Source organism: Paenibacillus artemisiicola (assembly GCF_017652985.1).
GTDB classification, from domain to species: Bacteria; Bacillota; Bacilli; order Paenibacillales; family Paenibacillaceae; genus Paenibacillus_Z; species Paenibacillus_Z artemisiicola.
Genome location: NZ_JAGGDJ010000001.1, coordinates 667442 through 689972, shown reverse-complemented (window position 1 = coordinate 689972; position 22531 = coordinate 667442). Strand labels below are relative to the sequence as shown.

Here is a 22531-nt window from a genome sequence, read left to right as displayed (position 1 = left end):
CTGTTCATTCATGCATCGGTACCGAGTCATCGTAGTTCTCGCAGTAAGCTTCTTAATTGCCGGACTGGTCATGGGGAACGGTGACAACGCTGGTCACGACGGTTTCATTGCCCGCGTTATCGGTAACCGTGTAAAGGATGGTATAGCTGCGATCCTTCTCGGCGCGCAGGCTGAACGTCGCAGCAGAAGTCCCGATTTGCGCTTGAATATCGTTGGCGCTGGCGTTAGGGTCGCTGCAAGTGATGGAGGTCAAGATAATCGAAGCAACCCCGGATTCCGCATCGCTTGCGTTCAAGGTGGCTTGGACGGGGACCATCTTATGGTTGGCCGGCCAAAGCGATGTTTTGTCCAGCGTCACGGTCAACGTCGGAGGCGTTCGGTCAAGGCCGATGACGATGGATTGGACGGCCTCCGCATTGCCCGCTTTATCGGTGGAACGATACTGTACCGTTTGAGTGACGCCGCGCTCAAGCGAGATAAGACCGGAATAGGTGCTCCAGTTCCCGCTGTCGCCGATTCGGTATTCGGTTCTCGCGATGCCGGACAGATTGTCGATCGCCAAGAGGGCAACTGAGGTATGCGTACCGTCTACGGCTTCGGCGATCGTAGAAGGAGGCGTCAAGTCCGCAAGGAACGAGACATTCGCTTCTTTCGTGACGCCTGCGAGCGTAACCGAAGCATGAACCGAGGTAATGCCTTCTCCGGTCGCGGTTACGATGCCATTGCCATCGACGATCGCGACCGCAGGATCATCGCTTTCGTATACGATCGTCGCCTGGCTCAAATCCGTTTGCTTTCCGTCGGATGCGGAGCCCGTCACCGTCAGCGCAGCCGAGGATTCGGCTCCCAGATACATGCTGTCCGCCGTCATCGAAACGGAGGAAAGGACTTCTTCCGTTTGTACGTCCAGCTGCGAGATGACCGCCTTGACCGGCGGCTTTCCGCTTCCCGAGAACAGCCCGATGCCGGCCAGGAAATCGGGTCCGTCGAATTCCACGTTCGCGGAACCGATGGACTGCCACCCCGAATCTTTATAGTAATAGCCTGTAACCGTGCTGCCTTCCTTGACCAGCTTCATCCGGAACGGGGCGCCGATGCTCTTGCCCGCATAGTCCAGAAGCAGTCCTGTCGCCGATCCCCAGTATTGCTGCTCGGCCGGAGGCTTCTGTGCGTCCAAGATGCTTTCGTCGTTGCGGAATACGTATCGGAGCACTTTGCCGGTGCCGTCCGTGCGGAACTGAACATGCTTCGAATCCGCCGTATCCTTGGCGCGCATCATTAAGCCGACCGAAGCCGGATCCGGAAAATCAAAGGCATCGATCGTCGCCGTCAGCGTGACTTTACTATTGGGGTCGGATAAATGAACGTTTTTGCTAAGGAATACGAAATCATCCGATTTGTCCCAAACATTATCCCCGACGCCGACAAGCGAGTAGCTGGCATCGGTACCGACCGAGACGAAGCCCTTGCTGTGGGGGCCGTATTGCTTTACCGTCCAACCCGTCGAGCCGGTATCCGTTCCTCCGGTAGGGAAGACCGTCAAGATCTGCGTAGCCGCTTTGGTAATCCCGTCCATCGAGACGGTCGCCGATAAGGTGACTTGACCTTCCGACAGGGCCGTTATCGAAGCGGCACCCTTGCTTACGCCATCGATGCGGAGAACCTGGGGATCGCTGGAAACGACCTGGACGTCGGCTGCGGAGAGATCCGCCGGCGAGCCGTTCTGCAGCGTCCCTGTTAGACTCAGCGTTCCTTCCTGTCCGACCGTGAACAGATTCGTCGGAGACGAGAACTGTACGTCCTTCAGAAGGCTTTGGCTAACGCCGGAATCGAACGGGGTGTTTTCGATGAGTCCGGTATCGTCCGCGTACGAAATGCCCGTTGCCGATGCCGGTTTATAGATGCGCACTCTGGCATCCGTATTCGCAGGGCCTGTTCGGAACGTAATCTCTTTGCGAACGAACTGCGTATCCTTCGAAGTGATATCGATGGCGTTGCCGCCGTAATTGAATACGCCGAGAACGATAGATTCGCCAGGCTCGTTGTACACCCAAGCCACGAATTTATAGTCGGTGTCCGGCTTAAGACCCGTGATTTTTTGCTCCACGCCGGCTCCGCCCGGCCCCAGCTTCAAACGGAATTGTCTTCCTCTCACCTGCCAGTCGGGAGAGGCGGGCACTTGCTGGACGTCGGTGGTGCCGTTCGTCGTCCATTTCAGCCACTTATCCGTATTGCCGTAAAAGCCGCTGTTCTGGATAAGATTCATATAAGACGTGTCGACGGGGACGTAGACCGCGTTTGGAGGATGGACCCAATCCGGCCCTGCCTGCCAATCGGTCCCGCCGAATTCATAAGCGCCCGCATCCGGAGCCGGACCTGCGTAACCGTCCGTAATTCCCTTGATGATCGCCCCTGCGTTGATTGCCGTTGAACTGGCTTTCAACCGGAAGTCGTTCGACGCGGGATTCACGAAGTTTACGCCGACGCTCGACGTCGTATTGTACCCGTTCGCCGTGTCGGCCGTTAAAGAGACGCTGTTCGTGAAGATGTTATTGAACACCCGCGATCCGAACAACTCCTGATTATAAGGCGGGGATCCCCAAAATCCCGCGCTGCCGGTCGTATTGTTCACGACCGTGTTGTTATAGACGAGTCTGTAATTGCCCGGCGTATTGAGCTGAATTCCCACGTCGTTGTTGTAGATGACGTTATGATGGGCGACGACGTTGTTCGCGTAATTATCAAAATAGAGGCCGACGCTCATATCGGAGCCCTTGCTGTCGTGAATCAGGTTATGGTGAATGTTGCTGTTACCCATATCGAGGCCCCAGCTATAGAGCAGCGCGCCGTCACGGGAAAGCCACATGCCTTCAGAAATATCGTTATAAGAAATCTCTCCGCTGCCCGACCGCCAATAGATGTTGAATCTTCCGGAACCGCGAATCTCGTTGCGGCTGATCAGGTTGCCGGTGCCGCTCGAAAGCTTGATCAACGGATCGTAGGAGGCCATGTAGCTGCCGTCATGAATGACGTTGTTCACGATGCGGTTGCCGTTCCCCTCGATATTGATTAATGTTCCCGAGGAATAGGCGATCGTACTGTTCTTGATCTCGTTGTTGTCGCCAACGATGCTGACTCCGCCGTTGAGCTGATCCGGATTCGTCGTATTCTGGGAGAAATTAGAAAAATATACGTAATCAGCCTGAATGCCGTCCAACACGTTATGGCTTGAACCGTTCATCGTAATGTTGGCGGCAAAGGTATGGATCCCCTGCAAGACAATATTTGATTTTCCGTTCAAATTAAAGGCCGTCAGGCGCTTCTTGACCTCGACGTTGGCGGGAATTCCCCCGTCCGGCGCCCACAAGTATACCTTCTTCGCTGCCTCGTCCACATACCACTCGTTCGGCGCATCCAAGGCGCCCAGAATGCCGCTGAGGAAATACGTGCTGCCGAGGCGAGGATAAAGTTCCGCGTAATCGCCCGTAATCGGTTCATACGTGAGGGTATGCGTCGCACTGTTATAGCCCGTAACCTTGCTGGTCATGCCTTGGTAAGCGTTCCCGCCTCGTTCCCATACCAAGGCGTTCTTCCAGAAGTCGGCCGGCTGCGTCAAACTGGCATCCACGATGGACGTCGCCGATCCTGCATCTGCGGTGGCAACGCCTGCTTTCAGTCCCGGCAGCGTGTATTCGCCGATATTCGGCCAGCGCGCTTCCCAAAGCGGGGCAACGGCAGCGCCGTTATTCATGAATAGCTGGTTTTCTTTTCCAAGGCTCCAGGATAAATCGGCTTTGTAAATATTCCCGGCGTGCTGCGTCCATCCGCCGATAGGCTCGGTACCGCTTACAATAACGTTCGCGCCGGGAGCCGTCTGAAAGGTGATGGGGGAACCGGTTGTGCCCGACGCAGCCGGAGTAACCGTCTCTCGGTATGTACCCGATGCGATGATGCACGTATCGCCGGCCTGCATGATTTGGGCGCATTTATTGATGGTTTTGAAGGGGGCCGCCTCTGAATCCCCCGCTGCGGAGTCGCTTCCGTTCGCAGCCACGTAGTAGGTCGTCGTTTCAGCGGCGAATACGCTTGGCGCGGGCAGCAAATCGCCGATTAAGCCAAGCGTCAACGTTAACGCTAAGCCAAAGCCAAGCCTCGTTTTTGTTCGCATTACGCAATGCCTCCTCGATAAGTGGTCATGGACATTATCCATACTTCTAACTTATCAATTCGCCAAATAATATATAGTCCAATATCCGTACTTTCCTCTTGTATCGAGCTGCATAATCTATACTTTTGTGCACCGCGGGAATTTGCCGGTCGTGCTCTTGAAGACGGGGCGATTCGCGAAATTTCCGCCCATACCGTGCCGGCAGTAGAGAAAAGTGCAGATCTAGCACTTTTATTTCCTGGAAGGCCTTGTTAAGGTTAAGGCATCGACAGGTTAGAGCCCGGAATGGGAGGCAAACGCATGCAGCCGCTGCGAATCGGAATCGTAGATCTGGACACGTCGCATCCGGGCAATTGGGTGCCGATCATCAAGGAATTAGGCCATCAGGTGATCGCGGTATTTGATGGGGGAACCGTGCATGAATCCGGTTATGCCTCTCAATTCGCCAAGAAGCACAACATCAACGTTATTTGCGAATCGCTGGAAGAAATGGCTCCAATCGTAGACGCGGTCATGATCCATAGCGTGGATTGGGATTTGCATGTCGAACGTGCGCGTCCGTTCGTCGAGGCGGGTAAAGCCGTATTGATCGATAAGCCTATGGCAGGAAACATCCGCGACATCCGGCAGCTCCTGGAGTGGGAACGCAGCGGCGTCCGTATTACGGGAGGTTCATCGTTAAGCGTCTGCGAAGAAGCCGCGGATTGGCATCGGCAGCAGGATCCGGGCGATCCGATCGTGACCGTACTCGCGGGCTGCTCCGTGGATGACTTTAATTACGGCATCCATGCGTTTTATTTCCTGCAGGCCATCATGGGACCGGGCATCGAAAGCGTGCGATCCGCGGGCGTGCATCTTCAGCATCAGATTGAGCTTCTATGGAAGGACGGGCGCAAGGGATTCCTCAGCGTCGGAGCTACGCAGGGCTACTTGCCTTTTTATGCGACGGTCGTGACCGAGCATACGGTGAAGCATCTGCAAGCGGATAGCAGCCGATTATATCGTGCTTTTTTGGAGGCGAGCCTGCCCTACTTGGCTGGGGAAGCGGGACCCGCCGCGGCGATCAGTCAACTGCTGGAGGCCGAGCTCGCCGCGGTGGCCGCGAGAAAATCGTTGTCGCTGGGCGGGCAGGAGGTAGCCTTAAAGCAATTATCGGACGAAGATCCGGGTTACGAAGGGGCAGCGTTCGCTGCACAATACCGAATGAAAGCGAAGGGGCTATAAGATGATCACGATCAAGAACGCGAATCTTACGATTGCGCGAGAACCGCTGCTTGCGCCATTCGGCTTCAAAGGCGGGTACGTCAACGAGCTTTGGCAAACCATCGTGTCCATGGAGGATCTGGAAGGAAACATCGGCGTTGGGCTTGGCGTCCAGAGCATTCTATGGTCCGATCCGAAGGTCTATAAACGTTGGGGCAACGAGCGCGGCAATTTATTCATGAACGAGATTACAAGCCATGCGTTAATGGCAGCCCGCAACACGTCATTTACTACCCCCATGGACATGTTGGATCCGCTAGCGGCGCAAGCCTATGAATATGCTGACCGCGTTTGGGACGGGGACCCGCTCAGAGCTACCTTTGCGCTGAACGCGCTCGTTCCCGTCGATCATGCGGCTTGGATGCTGCTCGGCCATCAATCACCCGGTTCACGTTTCATAGACTTGATCCCGGAGGCGTACCGCTCCGTGCTGTCGGCCCGGCATGATCGGCTTGCCTGCACGCCCGTCGTTTCTTATGGAATGACGGAGGCGGATGTCAAGGCTTTGCTCGACGAGGGTTATTTCGTGCTGAAAATCAAATTGGGCTCGGATCCGAACCAGGACGGCGACCCCGAGAAAATGCTGGCATGGGATATTCATCGATTGACGGAGATACATCGAATTGCCGGGAGCCGGACCTGCATGCATACGGATCATGGAAAAATCGCCTATTATCTCGACATCAACGGACGGTACGAGCGCAAGGAACTGCTGTGGAGACTGCTGGATGCCGCTGAGCGCAGCGGGGCGATCGAGCACATTTTATTGGTGGAAGAGCCGTTTCCGGAGCATGTGCGCGTGGATGTATCCGATCTGCCGGTCCGGGTGGCAGGCGATGAAAGCGTGCATGATGAAAAAGATGCTTTGGAACGTATCCAAATGGGATACGGGGCCATGGCCTTAAAGCCGGTGGCCAAGACGATGAGCGTAAGTTTGCGTGTCGCGAAGCTAGCCGGCGAGCATGGGATTCCGTGCTTCTGCGCGGACTTGACCGCAAATCCGATCATGGTGGATTGGAATAAGAATCTTGCAGCGCATTTACCGCCCGTGCCCGGACTTTCCATGGGCTTGATTGAATCGAATGGCAAACAAAACTATGTCAATTGGGAAGTCATGAAGGAGAAGCATCCTATGCCTGACGGCAGCTGGATCAACGCAAAGGACGGGCAATTTCGCTTGCTGCCTGAGTTCTACGCGCATAGCGGCGGCCTATTCGGCGGCAGCGAATATAGCTGAGCGCAAGGCAAACTTCTGCCCTGGGGAGGGAAAGAAACTGAACACCATCGAACAATTGGAAGCGAAACTAGCGGATCCGTCGGAAGCGTTACTGGCAGACTTGAAGAAGATCGAGGGAGATATCGTGCTGCTCGGCGTCGGAGGGAAGATGGGACCGAGCTTGGCTCGTCTACTGATCAACGCGATCAGAGAAACGGGCGCCGACAAAAACGTAATCGGGGTATCCCGGTTTTCCGAGAAAGGCCTTCGCGAGCAGCTCGAAGCGGATGGCGTGCAGACGATCGCCTGCGACTTGCTGGACGACGAGCAGCTCCAAAAGCTGCCCGAAGTCCCGAACGTCATTTACTTGGCGGGCAACAAATTCGGCACGACCGGCAACGAATCGTTCACATGGGCGATGAATGCGTATCTGCCCGGCCGGGTGGCCGAAAAGTATCGGAAGTCGCGCATCGTCGCGTTCTCCTCCGGAAACGTCTATCCGTTCACGCAGGTCGGGTATGGCGGAGCAAGCGAAGCGACGTCCCCTTCGCCGGTGGGGGAATACGGTCAATCCTGTCTAGGGCGCGAACGCGTGTTTGAATACTTTGCTAAGAAGCATCGCATCCCGATGGTTATCTATCGGCTCAACTACGCCATCGACATGCGTTACGGGGTACTGCTCGAAATCGCCGAATCCGTAAAGGCCGGCAAGCCGATCAATCTGGCTATGGGCTACGCGAACGTTATTTGGCAGGGGGATGCCAACGAGATCGCCATCCGCTCCTTGCTCGCATGCGAGACGCCGGTCCGATTCCTGAACGTTACGGGACCGGAGACGGTATCGATCCGATGGGCGGCGGAGGAATTCGGCAGACGTCTTGGCATCGCGCCCGTCTTCGAAGGGACGGAATCCGACAGCGCGCTGCTTAACAACGCCGCGAAATGCCAGCAGATGTTCGGTTACCCGCGCGTATCGTTGCTGCAAATGATCGATTGGGTCGCCGAATGGGTGGAAGCCGGCGGACCGACGCTGAACAAGCCGACTCACTTCCAAGAAAGAAAGGGGACGTTCTAAAGCCGTGACCAGCTATCGTCCCCTAAGCGCGGAGCAGCAGCGCGCGCTCCATGACGGTCTTGTCATTCCCGCCCACCCGCTCGCTTTGGATGAAAACAGGCAGCTCGACGAAAAACGTCAGCGCGCCTTAACCCGCTATTACATCGCCTCGGGTGCTGGCGGCGTCGCCGTTGGGGTTCATACCACCCAATTCGAAATTCGCGAGCCTCAATTCAATTTATACGGGAAAGTGCTGCGATTAGCCTCGGAGGAGGTGGACCGCGCGGGGCTGCGGCGCCCATTCGTCCGGGTCGCGGGCTTGTGCGGTCCGGTCGAGCAGGCGATTGCCGAAGCCGAAATCGCCAAGGGACTCGGGTACGACGCGGGGCTGCTCAGCATGGGCGGTCTTCAAGGATTAACCGAATCAGACCTCTTAAAGCGGACGGAGAGGGCGGCGCAAGTCATGCCGGTGATCGGTTTTTATTTGCAGCCTTCCGTCGGCGGCAGGCTATTCAGCTTCGATTTCTGGCGGGCGTTCGCGGACATTCCCGGCGTCGTCGCGATCAAGATCGCACCGTTCAACCGCTACCAGACGATCGATGTCGCCCGCGCCGTATGCTGCTCCGACCGTCGAGACGAAATCGCGCTGTATACGGGCAACGACGACAATATCGTGAACGATTTGCTGACCGTTTACCGGTTCAACGTGAACGGGCGAACGTTCGAGAAAAGAATCGTCGGCGGCTTGCTGGGCCACTGGGCCGTGTGGACGCGCAAGGCGGTCGAGCTGCTCGAGGAAATCAAATCCGCCCGCAAGCAAGGCAACCTCTCGCTCGAATGGCTTTCCCGCAATGTTGAAGTGACGGATACGAATGCCGCGTTTTTCGATCCCGCGCACGGGTTTGCGGGTTGTATTCCCGGCATACATGAAGTATTGCGGAGGCAGGGCTTGCTTAAGGGGACGTGGTGCCTGAATCCGCACGAGGAGCTTTCCGGCGGTCAGCAGGACGAGATCGACCGCGCGTACGCGGAGTACCCGCATTTGAATGACGACGATTTCGTACAGGCTCATTTAGCCGATTGGCTTGCGTAAGGAGGCGGCCCGATGGGATTCAAGCCGGCCTTAGAACGATTGGTTGCCGTCGTCGGTGCTAACAGATACTTTCGAAGTTCCTCTACAGAAATTCATTGCCTTCCCGTATCCGGAATTCTGCACCGGCGAATAATCGATGACATCCATAGCAACAGGGGAATGAGCACCAGATTGATGGGGAAAATCCAAGGGAGCCAAATCCGCTCGGGAAAGTACTTTTGCATGTTGATGATATTATGCGGAACAAGCGAGCCTATATATCCCGCCACAACGATGATCAACACGCTGCTTTTCCATTTCTTAAGTTGAAGCCACTTGGACAGATTATAGGCAGCCATCAAAATGAATAAGGATAACTTAATTACCATGCAATACATCCAAATCAGTACTCCGATCGGATCGACACGCTCAATAAAGCCCCCAAAGGATATAAACCTAACCGCTCCATAAGCCGGATACCACATCTTGCTGGAAAGATCGGGACCGAATATCATGAGGACGAATAGCAAGAACAAGGACAGGAACAGCCATGCGATTAGAATTCCAAGTATAAATCCCCGACGCTTCGCCTTGACAGAATCGCTCATGAAAGGCGGCAGCAGGAGCAGCAGTACGGATTCGCATAAATAGCTCATCATGCCTAGCGATCCCCTCATAATATTCGCCGCCCCGGTATCGGCGTAAATAGGCCGCAGGTTGTGGAGGTTGACGTCCTTCACCAGCACGATGAGCAGAAGCAAAACGAGCGCGTATACGATCGGCCCGATTACCTCGCTGCAACGGACTAGCGACTTAAGACCGAACATGACGAGATATAAGCAAGGCAGGCAGATTAATCCGCTTACTACCGAGATGGGCGTATCCTGAAGCACCGCGATTGTGACAAAATCGGCGCCTTGTCTAAGGACGAAGGGAATCATCAACAACAACATAACCATATATACGAGTGTAATCATGTAGCCGCCCCATTTTCCCAGGAGGATCTGGCTGAATTCACTAAGTGTCTTGTTCGGGAAGAGGGAGGCGAGGCGCAGTGCGACGAACGCTTGAAAAAGGGAACCCGCTCCCGATAAAATAACGGAGATCCAAGCGTCCTGACCAGCGATTGTAATGGTCCCGGTAAAGCTTAGCAGCACGGTGGTCCCGAAATTCATCGTAGCCAGCAGCCACATCACCTGATTGGATGTCATGGAGTAATCGGATTTCATGGAATGACCTGCCTTCGCTCAAGATGCTGGGGGGTACCCGTCAATCCAATTTTGACGAGGGTGACGCGCGTATCCACCTTAACCTCCGCATCTGGAAAATAAACGGAGTCCCAGTTGTTTTTCATACGCTTCCACGCATAGGGATGCTCTCGGTGCAATTGTCTGCCGAAATGCAGGACGTCGGACCGAAGCCTTTTCTGAACGCGCTCAATCATTTTTTCCGCATCGCTCTTGATGCTCCGGTTCAGCTTTTGCTCAAGGATTTCCATCGCGTTATTGGCACTGAGATTGACCTTGGACTCATTCTCCCGAAGGAATACCTTGCCGGTTAACGTGACGCGGAAGGACGGCTTGTCATTGCTTACCGAGCTACTGATGCGGCCTCGCAAATGCTGGATGTCCATCGAGGCCACCGCGCCTTCTGATTTCACGGGTAAGGTGTAGGAGAAGGCGGGTTGCTGCTGATCTTGCATCCACATCAGCAGCTGCGACTCAATCGCGTCCAAATAGCCGATCAATTGCAAATTCTTATTAAAAACGCCTTCGCCAGCCCATTTGTAGATGTGGTGTCTTTCTGTTCGGAGATCGGAAGTGAAGGCCGGAATGGACACGCAGCTGCCCCTTTCGCCGGCATCCTGTAAAAGCTGAAGAAAGGACTTTAACCGAGCTCCGGAGATCGTCCCGAAGAGTTTGCTGAACTCCTGCGCGGGTTCGCGTTCGAAGGGCTGATCCGCATTTAGAATCTCTTTGGCTGTACCGCCCTTAACGACAAAAATGTCGGTTCGCAGCCGAACATTGGGATTGCGGCTGTATTCGTCAAGAATTTCAATTAACCCGTAGCGAGCCAGTTTTTCGCCGATAAATATATTTTGCCGGTGGCCGGCAAACAAAAGCCGTGACGTTTTCAGCTGGATATCCGACGCTGCCTCCAGGATATCTTTGCCCTTTCCGCTGAGCGTAATATAAGGAGGCGTGTCCTTCCCGCTACCGCCCTGGCCTAGGGTAATTCGCGATGGAATGGCAATTTGCGCCGAGCCGATATAGGCTCCGTTCTTGTCTCTATCCATTCCCCAGCCCAAAATGAGGCCTACATCCCTAAGCTCATGCTTGCTCCAGCAGCCCGCAAGCGGCAATATAACCGCGTAAGCCAGCAGTACCGCCGATAGTATTCGAATCATTAAGTCTCGCTCCTTATTCGGAACCCCTGCCCGATTCGTTCACTCTTTCGTCTGACGGTAGCGCCTCATTTTCCGCCCTGCGATGGCGGCAGGCAGCTCGCGTAAGAAGCGACGCGGTACCCGCACGATGACATCGTTCAAATTCTTAAGGTTAACCGGTGCGACCGGGGTTAGGTAAGGAATGCCTATAGACTCCAGATTTACCAAATGGATAAGAATAAACATTAAGCCGATGGACAGACCGATAATGCCGAACATACCGGAGACGATCAGCAACGGAAAACGCAGTATCCGGAACGCGATGGCGAAGCTGTAACGCGGAATGGCGAATGAGGCGATCCCGGTAAGCGATACAACGATGACCATTGGAGCAGAGATGATGCCTGCCTGGACGGCGGCCTGCCCGATGACGAGCGCGCCGACGATGCTGATGGCTGAACCGACTTGCTTGGGTAGCCGTATGCCTGCTTCCCGCAATACCTCAAATAGAAATTCCATGAGTAAGGCTTCGATTAGCGCCGGAAAAGGGCTGGGTTCGACCGCCGACGCGAAGCTAAGCAGCAGATTGGTCGGCATCATCTGAGGATGGAAGGTAGTGATCGCCACATAGATGGAAGGCAGCATCAAGGAAAGCAGCAGAAGCACCAGGCGTAGAATACGAATGAGCGACGCGTAGACGAAGCGTTCGTAATAGTCTTCGGCCGCCTGCAGCCCGCCCCAGAAGACAAATGGGACGATCAGCGCAAAAGGCGTGCCGTCCACCAGTATGCCGACCTTGGCCTCGAGCAGATTCGCGGCGAGTACGTCGGGGCGTTCCGTATTCTGCACCTGGGGAAAGGGAGACCAGGGCGTATCCTCCAGCCATTCCTCGATATAACCGCTCTCCAGCACGCCGTCCAGCTTCACCGCAGCCAGACGGCGTTTGACTTCGTCAAGGACCCTCGGATTCACAATGCCCGACAGATAGACGATCTCGACCTGAGTCCTGGTGACGTCGCCGATCGTGACCGGCTCCGCCTTCAGCCGCTCGCTTTTGATTTTTCGCCTAAGCATGCTCAGGTTGGTCTGAATATTCTCGATAAATCCTTCTCTCGCGCCACGCAGGGTGAGCTCCGAATTCGGCTCCGTAATGGTCCGATCATGAAGATAAGCCGTCTCAATCAGGACTGCTTCGGCGGTGCCTTCGAACAAAATGGCGGTATTACCAGATAAAATGCCATTCACCGTCTCTTCGTATGACGCCACCGTGACGATCGAGAGGGAATGCAGCACGTGGTATCTCATAAAGGAGGCCATGTCAATTCGGTTGCCCTCCGCAATAGCATCCAGCGCAAACATCGGCCTCATTACGGCTTGTTCCAGGAACTCGTGACTGATCAGTCCCGGCAAATAAACGATCAGAGCCTCGCAGGTCGTGGCAATCTGAAAGCGATGGAATTTACAGTCGCCGCATTTATCGAATATGGTACGGAGCTTCGCCTCGTTCTCAACAAGCGCTGCGCTGAGAGGCCCGTTATAATCGAATTCCGGCTTCAGGCCGACGGCTTCGTCCGGAAGGCTCCTATTCTGACGAGTATTCATTACCATCGTGCTCACTCCTTATTCATTAACATTTCCATCCAATGAAGGAGATATGTGTCGGACTGGCTGCAAAAAGCCGTACAGTAGCTTGTGGGAGGAGTCATATCCACTGGACTGGATGATTTCCGCATAGGTGATGCGTTCAATGGATAGGAGGCAGCGATTAAGCGCGCCGGCCGCAATGATGAGTGTCCAAGGACGTAAAAGAGTGTTCATCTAACGGGGCTGGATAGTTCAATTTATAGTGATTTTTACCGACCACAAATGTGATTTATTTAATAAACTGAAATATGTATAAATTTCCCTGTTTAATCGGCGAGTTAATTTAAGGCGGGACTCACGAGAGCAACTTCCCAAAGAGGAATAGAAGGAGGTCATGAATGTATGCAACGACCGCAAATATGGCACTATGGCCTTGTCGCGCAATCGTGGGCGAATGCTGCGGAGGCTGGTCCCGAAGGGGCATACTACAAGAAGCTGATCGAGACGTCCGGACAACCGGCGCTTGATCTGGGCTGCGGCAGCGGACGCTTGTTGCTCAACTTTTTGCAGGCTGGTCTGGATGTGGATGGCTGCGATTACTCCGAGGATATGCTTGCAGTCTGTCAGGAGCGGGCAGCAAAGCAAGGCCTTTCACCCAGGCTCTATGCGCAGGCCATGCACGAGCTGGATCTGCCCCGGCGCTATAGGACGATATTTGCTTGCGGGGTAATTGGTCTTGGTGGAGAGCATCGTCTGACGATGCAGGCTATGCAGCGCTGCCACGAGCATCTACGTCCAGGCGGAACGTTCGCATTTAACTATGCGGTGCGATGGAACGACCCGCCCGCTTGGCTGGCGAGGTTGCCAGAGTACAGGCAAGTTAAACCCGAGGGATGGCCCGCATCCAGTGAGCGCCAGCGCCTGGCCGACGGCACAGAGCTGGAAATAGCTGCCCGGTCACTTGAGACAGATCCCTTGGAGAACGTCGCCACCCGTCAGATACGAGTCCGGCTGTGGCACGAAGGAGAGCTTATCAAGGAGGAAGTTCATACGCAAAAGTTGGATGACTATACGAAGAACGAGTTGGTGTTCATGCTTGAGCGCGCAGGCTTCGGCGACATACGGATTTTTGGAGATTTCAGCGACGAACCAGCTACCGCAGACCACAAGGAACTGATCTTTATCTGTCGAAAATAAAATCGCGTCCCAGTTACGCTAATGGAACACGACAGCTCAATAATCGTACGATTAAGTTTGCCCTCTCCACGCAGTTTGGAGGAAGGAAGGCTCCGTCCAATCAGATAAACCTCTGAATGAATAAGCTATTACAGCGACATGACTTTCTCGCTTTATGAAAGGGGGAGTAATATATGATTCGAAGATATACGACTGGACCTCTGAATAATTTAACGGAAAAAGATAAGACTGTTTCCAAAGATATTGTTGTAAACGCGTTAAATCAGAATCAACGTGTAAATGCTAAAGTAAGAATCAAAGTATATGCATTAAACGGGAAGAAGAAATTGATTCATAACGCTGCGTTTATTGTAAAACCGAACGCATCCACATATAATAGCTTTTTTGTGGGAAATGCGAAGCAGTATGAAGTACAATTTAGTACCGATCATCTAAAGGTCCATTTTGCCTCTTTTGGGATTAGTCCGAAAGACCGTTTTGTTGCCGCACATCGAGTAATCAACAGCGAATTAACAAGAATTGTATGAAGAAGGAATGGATGGAGCAACCGGAAGGGAGCGAGCTTTCGCTCCTTTTTTTACTGCTCCGTCGCACTGCTCCACAAGATTATCGTTCACCTTACCAACGGGCTCGTTTTATATAGCGAACAGGCGTGGTAGAGAAGCTTAACAAATAATTGGCATTTCCTTAACGCGAGGCACATGGTGGGAGGGTAAAATCGGACGTGCAACGTTTTCCAGGTTAGGTGGGGTCATAACGTGGGTAGCCGTAAAGACTTCAGAGGCAGGATGGGCCGCGTTCACGCAAACGCACGGGCTTATTCACGGCGCAGCCTTCGACAGCATGCAGCGGGGGTTGTCGGCGTGGCGCTCGAAAACATGTTCGACCGGCCAAGAGGCAGCGGCCGACCGCTGCGCAGCTACTGCGCCGCGGCCGAGGAGCTGGCGGAGCTGGTCGGGAGTTTGAACCATCCGCTGTTTGGCGCTTGCTGGGATACGGGGCATGCACATATTCAAAGCCTGCGTCAAGGCGATTCCCTTCGCGTCCTTGGCTCGCTGCTCAAGGCTGTCCATATCCAGGATAATCATGGATTGATGGATGCGCATCTGCTTCCGTACCAAGGGACGATCGATTGGGAGGACGTCATGTCGGGTTTGGCCTCGATCGGTTAGGGGACTTCACTTACGAGACCCATGGCTACTTCCGTCGCACGAGGGCTAGATTCCCGTGCGGGTTTTAGCTTTAATCGTCAACGCTTGTTCAGCTGCTGCTGCAACGGCAGCATGATGATAATTTTCGTCCCGCTTCCGACTTGACTGCGAATGGTAACGCCGTAGTTTCGTCCGTAAGCAAGCTGCACGCGCTCATGAACGTTTTTTATTCCATACCCGGCTTTCGATTCATTGGATATCATCGTTCCTACCTGATCGGAAGACATACCGCAACCATCGTCTTCGATTTCAAGCAAGAGCGCCGGAGCATCGGCATGTACCGATTGGTACACCCGAATGGTAATGTTCAAGCTTGTATGGTCATCAACGATGGCGTGATTAATGGCGTTTTCCACAAAAGGCTGCAGCAACAGTTTTAGCGTTTCATTGGATGCCAGGCCTGGGTCAATTTCCCAGTGTTCGATAAAGCTGTCTTCAAAGCGCATATGCTGGATGGCAAGATAGTGTTTGGTAAGGGCAAGTTCTTTTTCGAGCGTAATGAATTGATGCCCCATATTCAGCGAGACTTGGTAGAATCTTGCGAGATGGTTCACGATTTTGCTTACTTCCATGTCGCTGTTTCGGATGGCCAGGGAGGAAATGCCCGACAGCGTATTATAAAGAAAATGAGGGTTGATCTGACTTTGCAAGGCATAGAGTTCCGCGTCGCGCTTGGCAATTTCCTTGACGTACAGCGTATCGATCAGATCTTTGAGACGCGCGCTCATCTTGTTGAAAGCCGTGCCTAATTGACCGATTTCATCCTTGCTGAAATCATCGGGCAAGATGATGAAATTTCCTTGCTCGACTTTCAATGCTTGACGGTTTAACTTACGCAGGCGGCGAGAAAAATAGTTGGCGATGACCACGATCATGAAGAGGGATAAGCCGAGACTAACAAGCGCAATGACGACGATTTGCATGGCCGTTTTACGAGATGAACGCATGATTTCGTCAATTGGCGTGAGAGAAACCGTTTTCCAACCATGCTGCATGGTGTTATACACCAGCAAATGGGGTTGTCCCTTTATGGTGACGACTTTTTGATTGCTGGACAAGTCGGGGCCGATGGCTTCGCTGAACGGCAGGTTTAAGAGCGATTTATCGGATGCGGAGATGATTTGATTGTTTTCATTGAGCAAGTAGACGCTTTTGTTTTGCTCTTCTTTTTCGATTAACCGATAGAGCAGTTCTTCGTAGAGACCGATCGTCAACATCCCGTAATGTTGGTTTTGATTATTATAGTTGAGAATTCGCCCAAGATAAATCACGTTTTTCCCTTTTTGGTCCTGGATCACGTTGCTGAATATATTGTTGCCGTAGGTTTGTTGCAATTGAATGAGATACTGAATCGGCAGATTCTCGGGGGTGATATGTTTGAGAAACAGACCATCCTCCGGAAGGGTTTCATTGTATACATAAAGGTTGATGCTAGCGAGGTTGCTGTTCGCGGTCAGCATGCTGTATAAGAGTCCATCGATATATCGGTAGGCTTCGACGGTAGAATAGTCGGTTGTGTAGGTTTGCGTCAGATACACCTGCAAGGCTTCATCCGTATAAATCAGAGATGAAATTTGGCGAAGACCATCCAATTGAGCATTGACATTGCTGTTGATTTGTTGGTTGCTGCTGGACATATTCTCGTAGGTCAATTCCAACAGCCGCTGCTCCGTACGATCGTAGAAGAACACCGTAATGAATAATAGAGGGATTATCGTTACCGTAAGAAACATGAGCAGCAACTTATGCAGCAAAGATAAATTTTGGAAGAGCTTTTTCGGCGTAATCAAGGCAGGGATCCCTTTTTCGCATGCGTACGGTATTGGTTGGGCGTGAGCCCCGTGCGTTTGAAAAAGGCCGAGCCGAAATAGGAGGGGCTTTCGAAGCCGACTCGTTTGGCAATCTCTTGGATCCTGATATTCGTTTCCCGCAGCATCATGCAAGCGTTTTCCATGCGGATTTGGGTTACGTATTCCAGCAAGGTTTTTCCGGTAATATCCTTGAAAATCGTGCGGAGATAGTTGGGTGAAAGAAAAATAAGTTCTGCCAGCTCATCAACCGAAATAACCTGTCCGTAATTTTTGCGAATGATGCTGCACACTTCATTGACGATCTCGATATGCCGGTCGACGGGAGAGGCTTGCAGCTCGTCCATCATCAGGTTTAGGATTTGCCGCATGTGCGTTTTCATGGATTGCATGCTTTCCATAAGGGAAAGGCGTCCGAGAAACGTGGCATCTTTTTCGATCATGTCTTGCAAGTGGCGATTGTTAGCCCCGATGGCCGAGAACACGGAATCAAAGATTGAAACGGTCTCTACAAAAACTTGGCTGACATTTCCGGGCGGCAGACCGCCATCGTAAAAGTCATGGAGCCATTCCTCGACTTGGTCTCTGCGGTTTTGTTGTACGGCGGCAATCAAGCGCGTTGTTGGGGGAAAAGGTTCCTTGCGCCAGGTAACGTTCACGTTTTCCCAGCTGTCGTTAATAAGTCCCGTGCCGCGAGTTGCGACCAGATAATGGCGTAGTTTCAGCATATTCGGCCATTTTTTTGTGAAAGAAAGCAGGGTTTGCGGGGAGCTTGTCAAGAATAGCGATATCCAGCGCCCGGCATGCTCGGACTGATTTCGCCAATGCGTAAACGCGGTACTGTTCGCTTCCTGCGTGACGAAAATCCATTGACCGTCGCGCAGCTTGGTCAGTACGCCGGGGATGCAGCCGGGCAATCCGGCGACGAAAAATTCCAATCTTTCCGCGGCGGAAAAATCACCGGGAGACGCGTCGATAGCAAGAGGATTCTCCGCCAGCAGCATATACTCGTCCATGCTGATAAATACAAAGTAAAAGGTTTTGTTCTCGGCGGGAAGATGTAAATAGCGGTTGTAGATAGACGTCACTTCATCCGCTAAGCCGGAGAGCAGATTACCGCCGATTTGGAGAAGTTCGCGCATATATTCTCCAGCTGTTACCACGGTGGAATGAAGACGGTTTTTCTGCTCTTCGCACCGGTGATGGACCATTTTCATCGTGGCCGCCAGTTCCTCGTTGTCGACCGGTTTCAGCAAATAGCCGCAGGCGCCATGCTGCAGCGCGGCACAAGCATATTCAAACTCATTGTATCCACTGAGAAATACGATCTGAATAGCAGGAAAGCGGGCGTGTACTTGTTTACAGAGCTCGATGCCATCCATGACGGGCATTTTGATGTCGGTCAGGAGAATATCCGGTTGGAGGCTTTCAATCTTATTCAAGGCATCTCGTCCATTGTTCGCAGTAGCAATGACTCGGCAAGACATTTGTTCCCATTCGATATAATTGGCCAGGTGATCTAAGGTGAGCCGTTCGTCATCCACTACGATTATCGTGTACATACATTGAGCCTCCGCGAATTATCGCACGATAATATCCATTACTTAGATCAAAGTATAAATTCGAGTACCTGGACTGTCAATTCCAATAGCTTCAGTCAAACGGCTATAACGAAAGTTCGTTTTTTCCGAATAGAAATCGGAAAATCGAGAGATAGCGAACGCATACGGGATACCCTAAGATGAACTCATGAACCTAATATGGATATGAGGAGTCGGGCGAATGGAACGCGATGTTTATCCCACCTTAAGAAGAATGCTTCGGCAGCGCTATTTATTTTTGCTTTTGATTCCGGGAGTAGTATGGGCCGTATTGTTCGCTTATGCGCCCATGGCTGGTTTGTACATGGCGTTTATCGATTACAAACCTGCCTTGGGCGATTTCTGGGGCTCTTTGTTTAAAGCGAAGTTCGTGGGAGTCCAGTGGTTCGAATACTTCTTCTCCGGGCAAGATTTTGTACGGGTGATGCGCAATACGTTGGTTTCGAGCGTGTTAACGCTGTCCATCGGATTTGCGGTTCCGATTGTGATTGCCATTACGTTGAACGAAGTCAGAATAAATTGGTTCAAACGGACGGTACAAACAGCATCCTATTTGCCGTTTTTTATTTCATGGGTGGTTGCCGCGAGCATCGTGATTACTTTTTTGTCGGCTGAAGGGCCCGTAAATCAATTGTTGATCAAACTCGGCTTCGTCGAACAAGGCGTTTTGTTTATGCAGGAAGGAAAGCTGTTTTGGATCGTCATTGCCCTATCGAATGCATGGAAAGAAATGGGGTATAACTCCATCATGTATTTGGCGGCCATCGCAGCCATTCCGACGGAGCTATTTGAAGCGGCAAAAGTGGACGGCGCCGGCCGTATGAAGCAAATCTGGCATGTTTTACTGCCGATGCTGCGGCCGACGATTATGATTCTTCTGATTTTGAACATCGGCAACCTGCTGAATACCGGCTTCGATCAATACTTTTTGCTGGGTAATTCGCTGAACAGGTCGTATTCCGACGTGATCGATACCTATGCGTTCCGGTATGGCATTCAGAATGGGATGTTCTCGTTTGCGACTGCCGTCAGTATGTTCAAATCGGTCGTAGCGTTTATTTTGGTGATAGCGGTCAACAATTTATCGAAAAAAATGAGCGGAACGCGTCTGTTCTAAGCCGGTTATGCAGCTGGAAGGAGTTAGAGCATGGAAAACGAAGTTGCGCGGGTTAGCAAGTCTACCGCAATAAGTAATCGGTTACAACGACATACCCTGGCAACAATTACGGGAAATGCATGCGTTTATGGATCCTTGATCTGCTTGTTTATCATTACGTTTTTCCCGTTCTGGCATATTTTCGTGTTATCCCTGAACGATGCGTCCGACCCTGCGTATGGACAATTCATGCTGTGGCCGAATGAATTCAGCCTGGAAAGTTACAAAACCGTTCTGAAGGATTCGGAAATTCTGAATTCCATCCTGGTGACGGTCGGTCGAACGATCGTTGGCGTACCGCTTACGCTGGCTTGTATTTCGATGCTGGCTTATGCGCTTAGTAAAAGAGAACTCGTGGGCTGGCGCGGAATCAACTTGTTTTTTATCTTTACGATGTATTTCGGCGGCGGGTTGATTCCCACCTATATGATCGTGCGCAGCTTGCATCTCATCGACAGCTTTTGGGTATTCATTTTCCCCGGAGTGATCAGCGTCTTTTGGATGATATTGGTTCGCACCTACATGGAGGGCTTGCCCAAAGAAATGGAAGAGGCGGCGCAAATGGAAGGCGCAAACGATATTCAGATTTTTCTGAAAGTCATTCTGCCCGTGTGCACGCCGGTGATGGCGACCATCGCCTTGTTTTCGGCCATTAGCCATTGGAATGCCTGGTACGACTCTTATATTTATACCTACGCCGCTTCTTTGAAAACGCTGTCGGCCGTGTTGGTGAAAATTCTGAATCAGTACCAGACGAACGATATGTTGAACGAAGCGCAGCAGCTTGCCAATGAACAGCGGAAAATGCCGGTTTCCAGCGAGACGATCCGTATGGCCGTGACCATGGTAGCCACGCTGCCGATCATTTTTTTATATCCCTTGCTGCAAAAATATTTCCTAAAAGGAATGCTTATCGGATCCGTGAAAGGCTGAGCGTTACGAAGCATCGAACGTATTTTCTCCATCTTTCCGAAGCTTGGTCCGTTCGGAATGTGGCAAAATAATGGCTATTTCATTCCATGAGGGGGATCTCAATGAAAAAAAGACTCATCTTGGCAGGGGTTATTGCAAGCGTGATGCTCTTGAGCGCTTGCAACACCGGAAACAAAAATGCGGTTAATTCCGCATTCGAAGCCGAAAAATCAAACAAACCAGCGAACGAAGCAGCGAGCGAACCGGTAAAAGAAACGCCGAAGAAACCCATAACGTTGACGTTGTTCGACAAAAACGTGGGCGATCCGTTTACGAACCCCGTAGCCAAGGAGATCACGGAACGCACGGGCGTGTTTATCGAGATTCAACAGCCCACCGGCAATCCGGACGAAAAACTGAATTTGATGCTGGTCAGCGGGGATTTGCCCGATATTGCCCTGATTGACAGGCGCGAAGCTACCTTGAACAAATACATTGCCGGCGGAGCTTTGATTCCGCTGAACGATCTAATTGACAAGTATGCTCCGAATATCAAGAAGCGCTATGGCGACGTGCTTTCCAAAAGCGTATACGAGGATGGCAAGAATTATTATTTGAACAACTGGTACGGGTTGGATCCGGATCCGAACTGGGCAATCAATATGCGGATGGATGTCCTGGAAGAGTTCGGATACGGAGAACGCGCCAAGGCGGGGGATTCCTTCACGCAGGATGAATTTCTGGATCTGCTGAGAAAGTTCAAAGAGAAATATCCCGATGTAGACGGAAAACCTTCCATACCGATGACCGTGAACGCCGATCAAATGCCCGCCATCGTCGGTTCATTCAAGGCGATGTACGGGATGAAAACGTATTATGAGCATGATGGCCGTTTGGAATTCATCGTCAGAGATCCGCGTTACTTGGAAATGATCAAATTCATTAACCAGCTGTATACGGAAGGCTTGCTCGACCGCGAATGGGGGATCAATAAAGCGCAAAACTTCGAACAGAAATCGGCCAGCGGACGTGTATTCGCAACGGGCGGCGGTATCATGAACGAAGCCAACAATGCATTTCGCGCGCAATACGGCAAGGATACGAATCATCTGTTCTACGCGTTTAAAGTAACGGCTCCGGGCGTTGATCCGACCAAGACAACCTACGGGCCTCGCAGCTCTCTGGGTTGGGACGGCGTCGGGATTACGGTAGCGAATAAGCATCCGGAAGAAACGATCAAATTCTTGGACTTCCTGGCCAGCGAAGAAGGCCAATATTTGCTGATGTGGGGCAAAGAAGGCATGAACTGGAAGATGGAGAACGGCGTTCATGTACCGACACAGGAAGCGTTGGATGCCATCAGCAAGGATTGGGCGGAATTCTCGAAAACGACGGGCGCGCGCAAATGGACCTGGATGATTCGCAATGGATTGGGCGAAGACGGCACGCCTTATGACTTAATGTTCCGTTACAACAGAGATAACGTGAATCAACATGCATTGAAATCCATGGCAGGCTCCGCTTGGGATACCGCGCTTTATGATGATCTCGGTCCAAAGAGCGGCACGCCTGACGCCTTGAGCGAGCAAAAAATCAAGGATATGATGGACAGCGGCTTTTCCGCGATGGCGTATGCAAAATCAAATGATGAAATCGATGGCATGTATAAAAAGATGATTGCCGAAATCGATGCGAACAATGCTGTGAAAATCGAAGATATTTACTCGAATAACTATAAGGCCCGTTTGGAATTGTACAAGGCCGCCGAGAGCAAATAAACATTTCGCAATACCGAAGAGCATCGGTTTTATTACGGGGCAGGGTGCGGCAAGGCGTACTCTGCCCCGTGTATTGTGAAGACCCGCGGTGCTCTTTTCAATGATGAATATGCCAGTTGCATGAA

At 52.2% G+C, this 22531-nt stretch carries 16 protein-coding genes; 10 read left to right on the top strand and 6 right to left on the bottom strand.

Annotated features, from left to right (window positions below; translation table 11 throughout):
• Positions 1–52 precede the first annotated feature (52 nt).
• Positions 53–4210 (bottom strand): OmpL47-type beta-barrel domain-containing protein, encoded by a 4158-nt coding sequence (locus tag I8J29_RS03055; protein WP_208846151.1) that lies wholly within the window; start codon positions 4208–4210, stop codon positions 53–55.
• Positions 4211–4468: 258 nt separating this feature from the next.
• On the opposite strand from I8J29_RS03055, the gene I8J29_RS03050 reads away from it, so the two are divergent.
• The 4 genes from I8J29_RS03050 to I8J29_RS03035 are packed head-to-tail and all read left to right on the top strand — an operon-like array spanning position 4469 to position 8794.
• Entirely contained in the window at positions 4469–5392 is a 924-nt protein-coding gene (locus I8J29_RS03050) for a Gfo/Idh/MocA family protein (protein WP_208846150.1), read from the top strand.
• Between the two features lies 1 nt (position 5393).
• A complete protein-coding gene (locus I8J29_RS03045) occupies positions 5394–6668 on the top strand; it encodes an enolase C-terminal domain-like protein (RefSeq protein ID WP_208846148.1) in 1275 nt (424 codons plus the stop codon).
• 37 nt (positions 6669–6705) lie between these two features.
• Positions 6706–7722, top strand: coding sequence for an NAD-dependent epimerase/dehydratase family protein (locus I8J29_RS03040; RefSeq protein ID WP_208846254.1), 1017 nt, complete (start codon positions 6706–6708; stop codon positions 7720–7722).
• Positions 7723–7726: 4 nt separating this feature from the next.
• Complete coding sequence (locus tag I8J29_RS03035) at positions 7727–8794, top strand: dihydrodipicolinate synthase family protein (RefSeq protein ID WP_208846146.1); 1068 nt, start codon at positions 7727–7729, stop codon at positions 8792–8794.
• Positions 8795–8886: 92 nt separating this feature from the next.
• Here I8J29_RS03035 and I8J29_RS03030 read toward each other — a convergent pair whose 3' ends face one another.
• Genes I8J29_RS03030 through I8J29_RS03020 form a run of 3 tightly spaced genes read right to left on the bottom strand, consistent with a single transcriptional unit; the run spans position 8887 to position 12767 of the window.
• Entirely contained in the window at positions 8887–10002 is a 1116-nt protein-coding gene (locus tag I8J29_RS03030) for a GerAB/ArcD/ProY family transporter (RefSeq protein ID WP_208846145.1), read from the bottom strand.
• Positions 9999–11180 (bottom strand): Ger(x)C family spore germination protein, encoded by a 1182-nt coding sequence (locus I8J29_RS03025; protein WP_208846143.1) that lies wholly within the window; start codon positions 11178–11180, stop codon positions 9999–10001. The genes I8J29_RS03030 and I8J29_RS03025 overlap by 4 nt, the downstream gene beginning before the upstream one ends.
• A gap of 39 nt (positions 11181–11219) precedes the next feature.
• Positions 11220–12767: a spore germination protein gene (locus I8J29_RS03020; RefSeq protein ID WP_208846141.1), complete on the bottom strand. Its 1548-nt coding sequence runs from the start codon at positions 12765–12767 to the stop codon at positions 11220–11222.
• 378 nt (positions 12768–13145) lie between these two features.
• Here I8J29_RS03020 and I8J29_RS03015 point away from each other — a divergent pair, with 378 nt between their 5' ends.
• The 3 genes from I8J29_RS03015 (at position 13146) to I8J29_RS03005 (ending at position 15112) form a co-directional block, all read left to right on the top strand.
• The gene (locus I8J29_RS03015; protein ID WP_208846139.1) at positions 13146–13940 is read left to right on the top strand and encodes a class I SAM-dependent DNA methyltransferase; all 795 of its coding nucleotides are present in this window, start codon (positions 13146–13148) and stop codon (positions 13938–13940) included.
• Positions 13941–14113: 173 nt separating this feature from the next.
• Positions 14114–14467, top strand: a complete 354-nt coding sequence (locus I8J29_RS03010; RefSeq protein ID WP_208846137.1) for a hypothetical protein — start codon at positions 14114–14116, stop codon at positions 14465–14467.
• Positions 14468–14803: 336 nt separating this feature from the next.
• The gene (locus tag I8J29_RS03005; protein WP_208846135.1) at positions 14804–15112 is read left to right on the top strand and encodes a sugar phosphate isomerase/epimerase family protein; all 309 of its coding nucleotides are present in this window, start codon (positions 14804–14806) and stop codon (positions 15110–15112) included.
• Positions 15113–15189: 77 nt separating this feature from the next.
• Here the strand turns inward: I8J29_RS03005 and I8J29_RS03000 are convergent, their stop codons facing one another.
• A complete protein-coding gene (locus I8J29_RS03000) occupies positions 15190–16941 on the bottom strand; it encodes a cache domain-containing sensor histidine kinase (protein ID WP_208846133.1) in 1752 nt (583 codons plus the stop codon).
• Positions 16938–18521 carry a response regulator gene (locus I8J29_RS02995; RefSeq protein WP_208846131.1) on the bottom strand — a complete coding sequence of 528 codons (1584 nt, stop codon included), beginning with the start codon at positions 18519–18521 and terminating at the stop codon, positions 16938–16940. The genes I8J29_RS03000 and I8J29_RS02995 overlap by 4 nt, the downstream gene beginning before the upstream one ends.
• Before the next feature lie 220 nt (positions 18522–18741).
• Between I8J29_RS02995 and I8J29_RS02990 the strand changes: the two genes are divergently transcribed.
• From I8J29_RS02990 to I8J29_RS02980, 3 genes are all read left to right on the top strand, one after another.
• On the top strand, positions 18742–19677 hold the full coding sequence (locus tag I8J29_RS02990; protein ID WP_208846129.1) for an ABC transporter permease: 936 nt from the start codon (positions 18742–18744) through the stop codon (positions 19675–19677).
• A 30-nt stretch (positions 19678–19707) separates the two neighbouring features.
• Complete coding sequence (locus I8J29_RS02985) at positions 19708–20649, top strand: carbohydrate ABC transporter permease (RefSeq protein ID WP_208846127.1); 942 nt, start codon at positions 19708–19710, stop codon at positions 20647–20649.
• A gap of 101 nt (positions 20650–20750) precedes the next feature.
• Positions 20751–22406 carry an extracellular solute-binding protein gene (locus tag I8J29_RS02980; RefSeq protein WP_208846125.1) on the top strand — a complete coding sequence of 552 codons (1656 nt, stop codon included), beginning with the start codon at positions 20751–20753 and terminating at the stop codon, positions 22404–22406.
• Positions 22407–22531 lie beyond the last annotated feature (125 nt).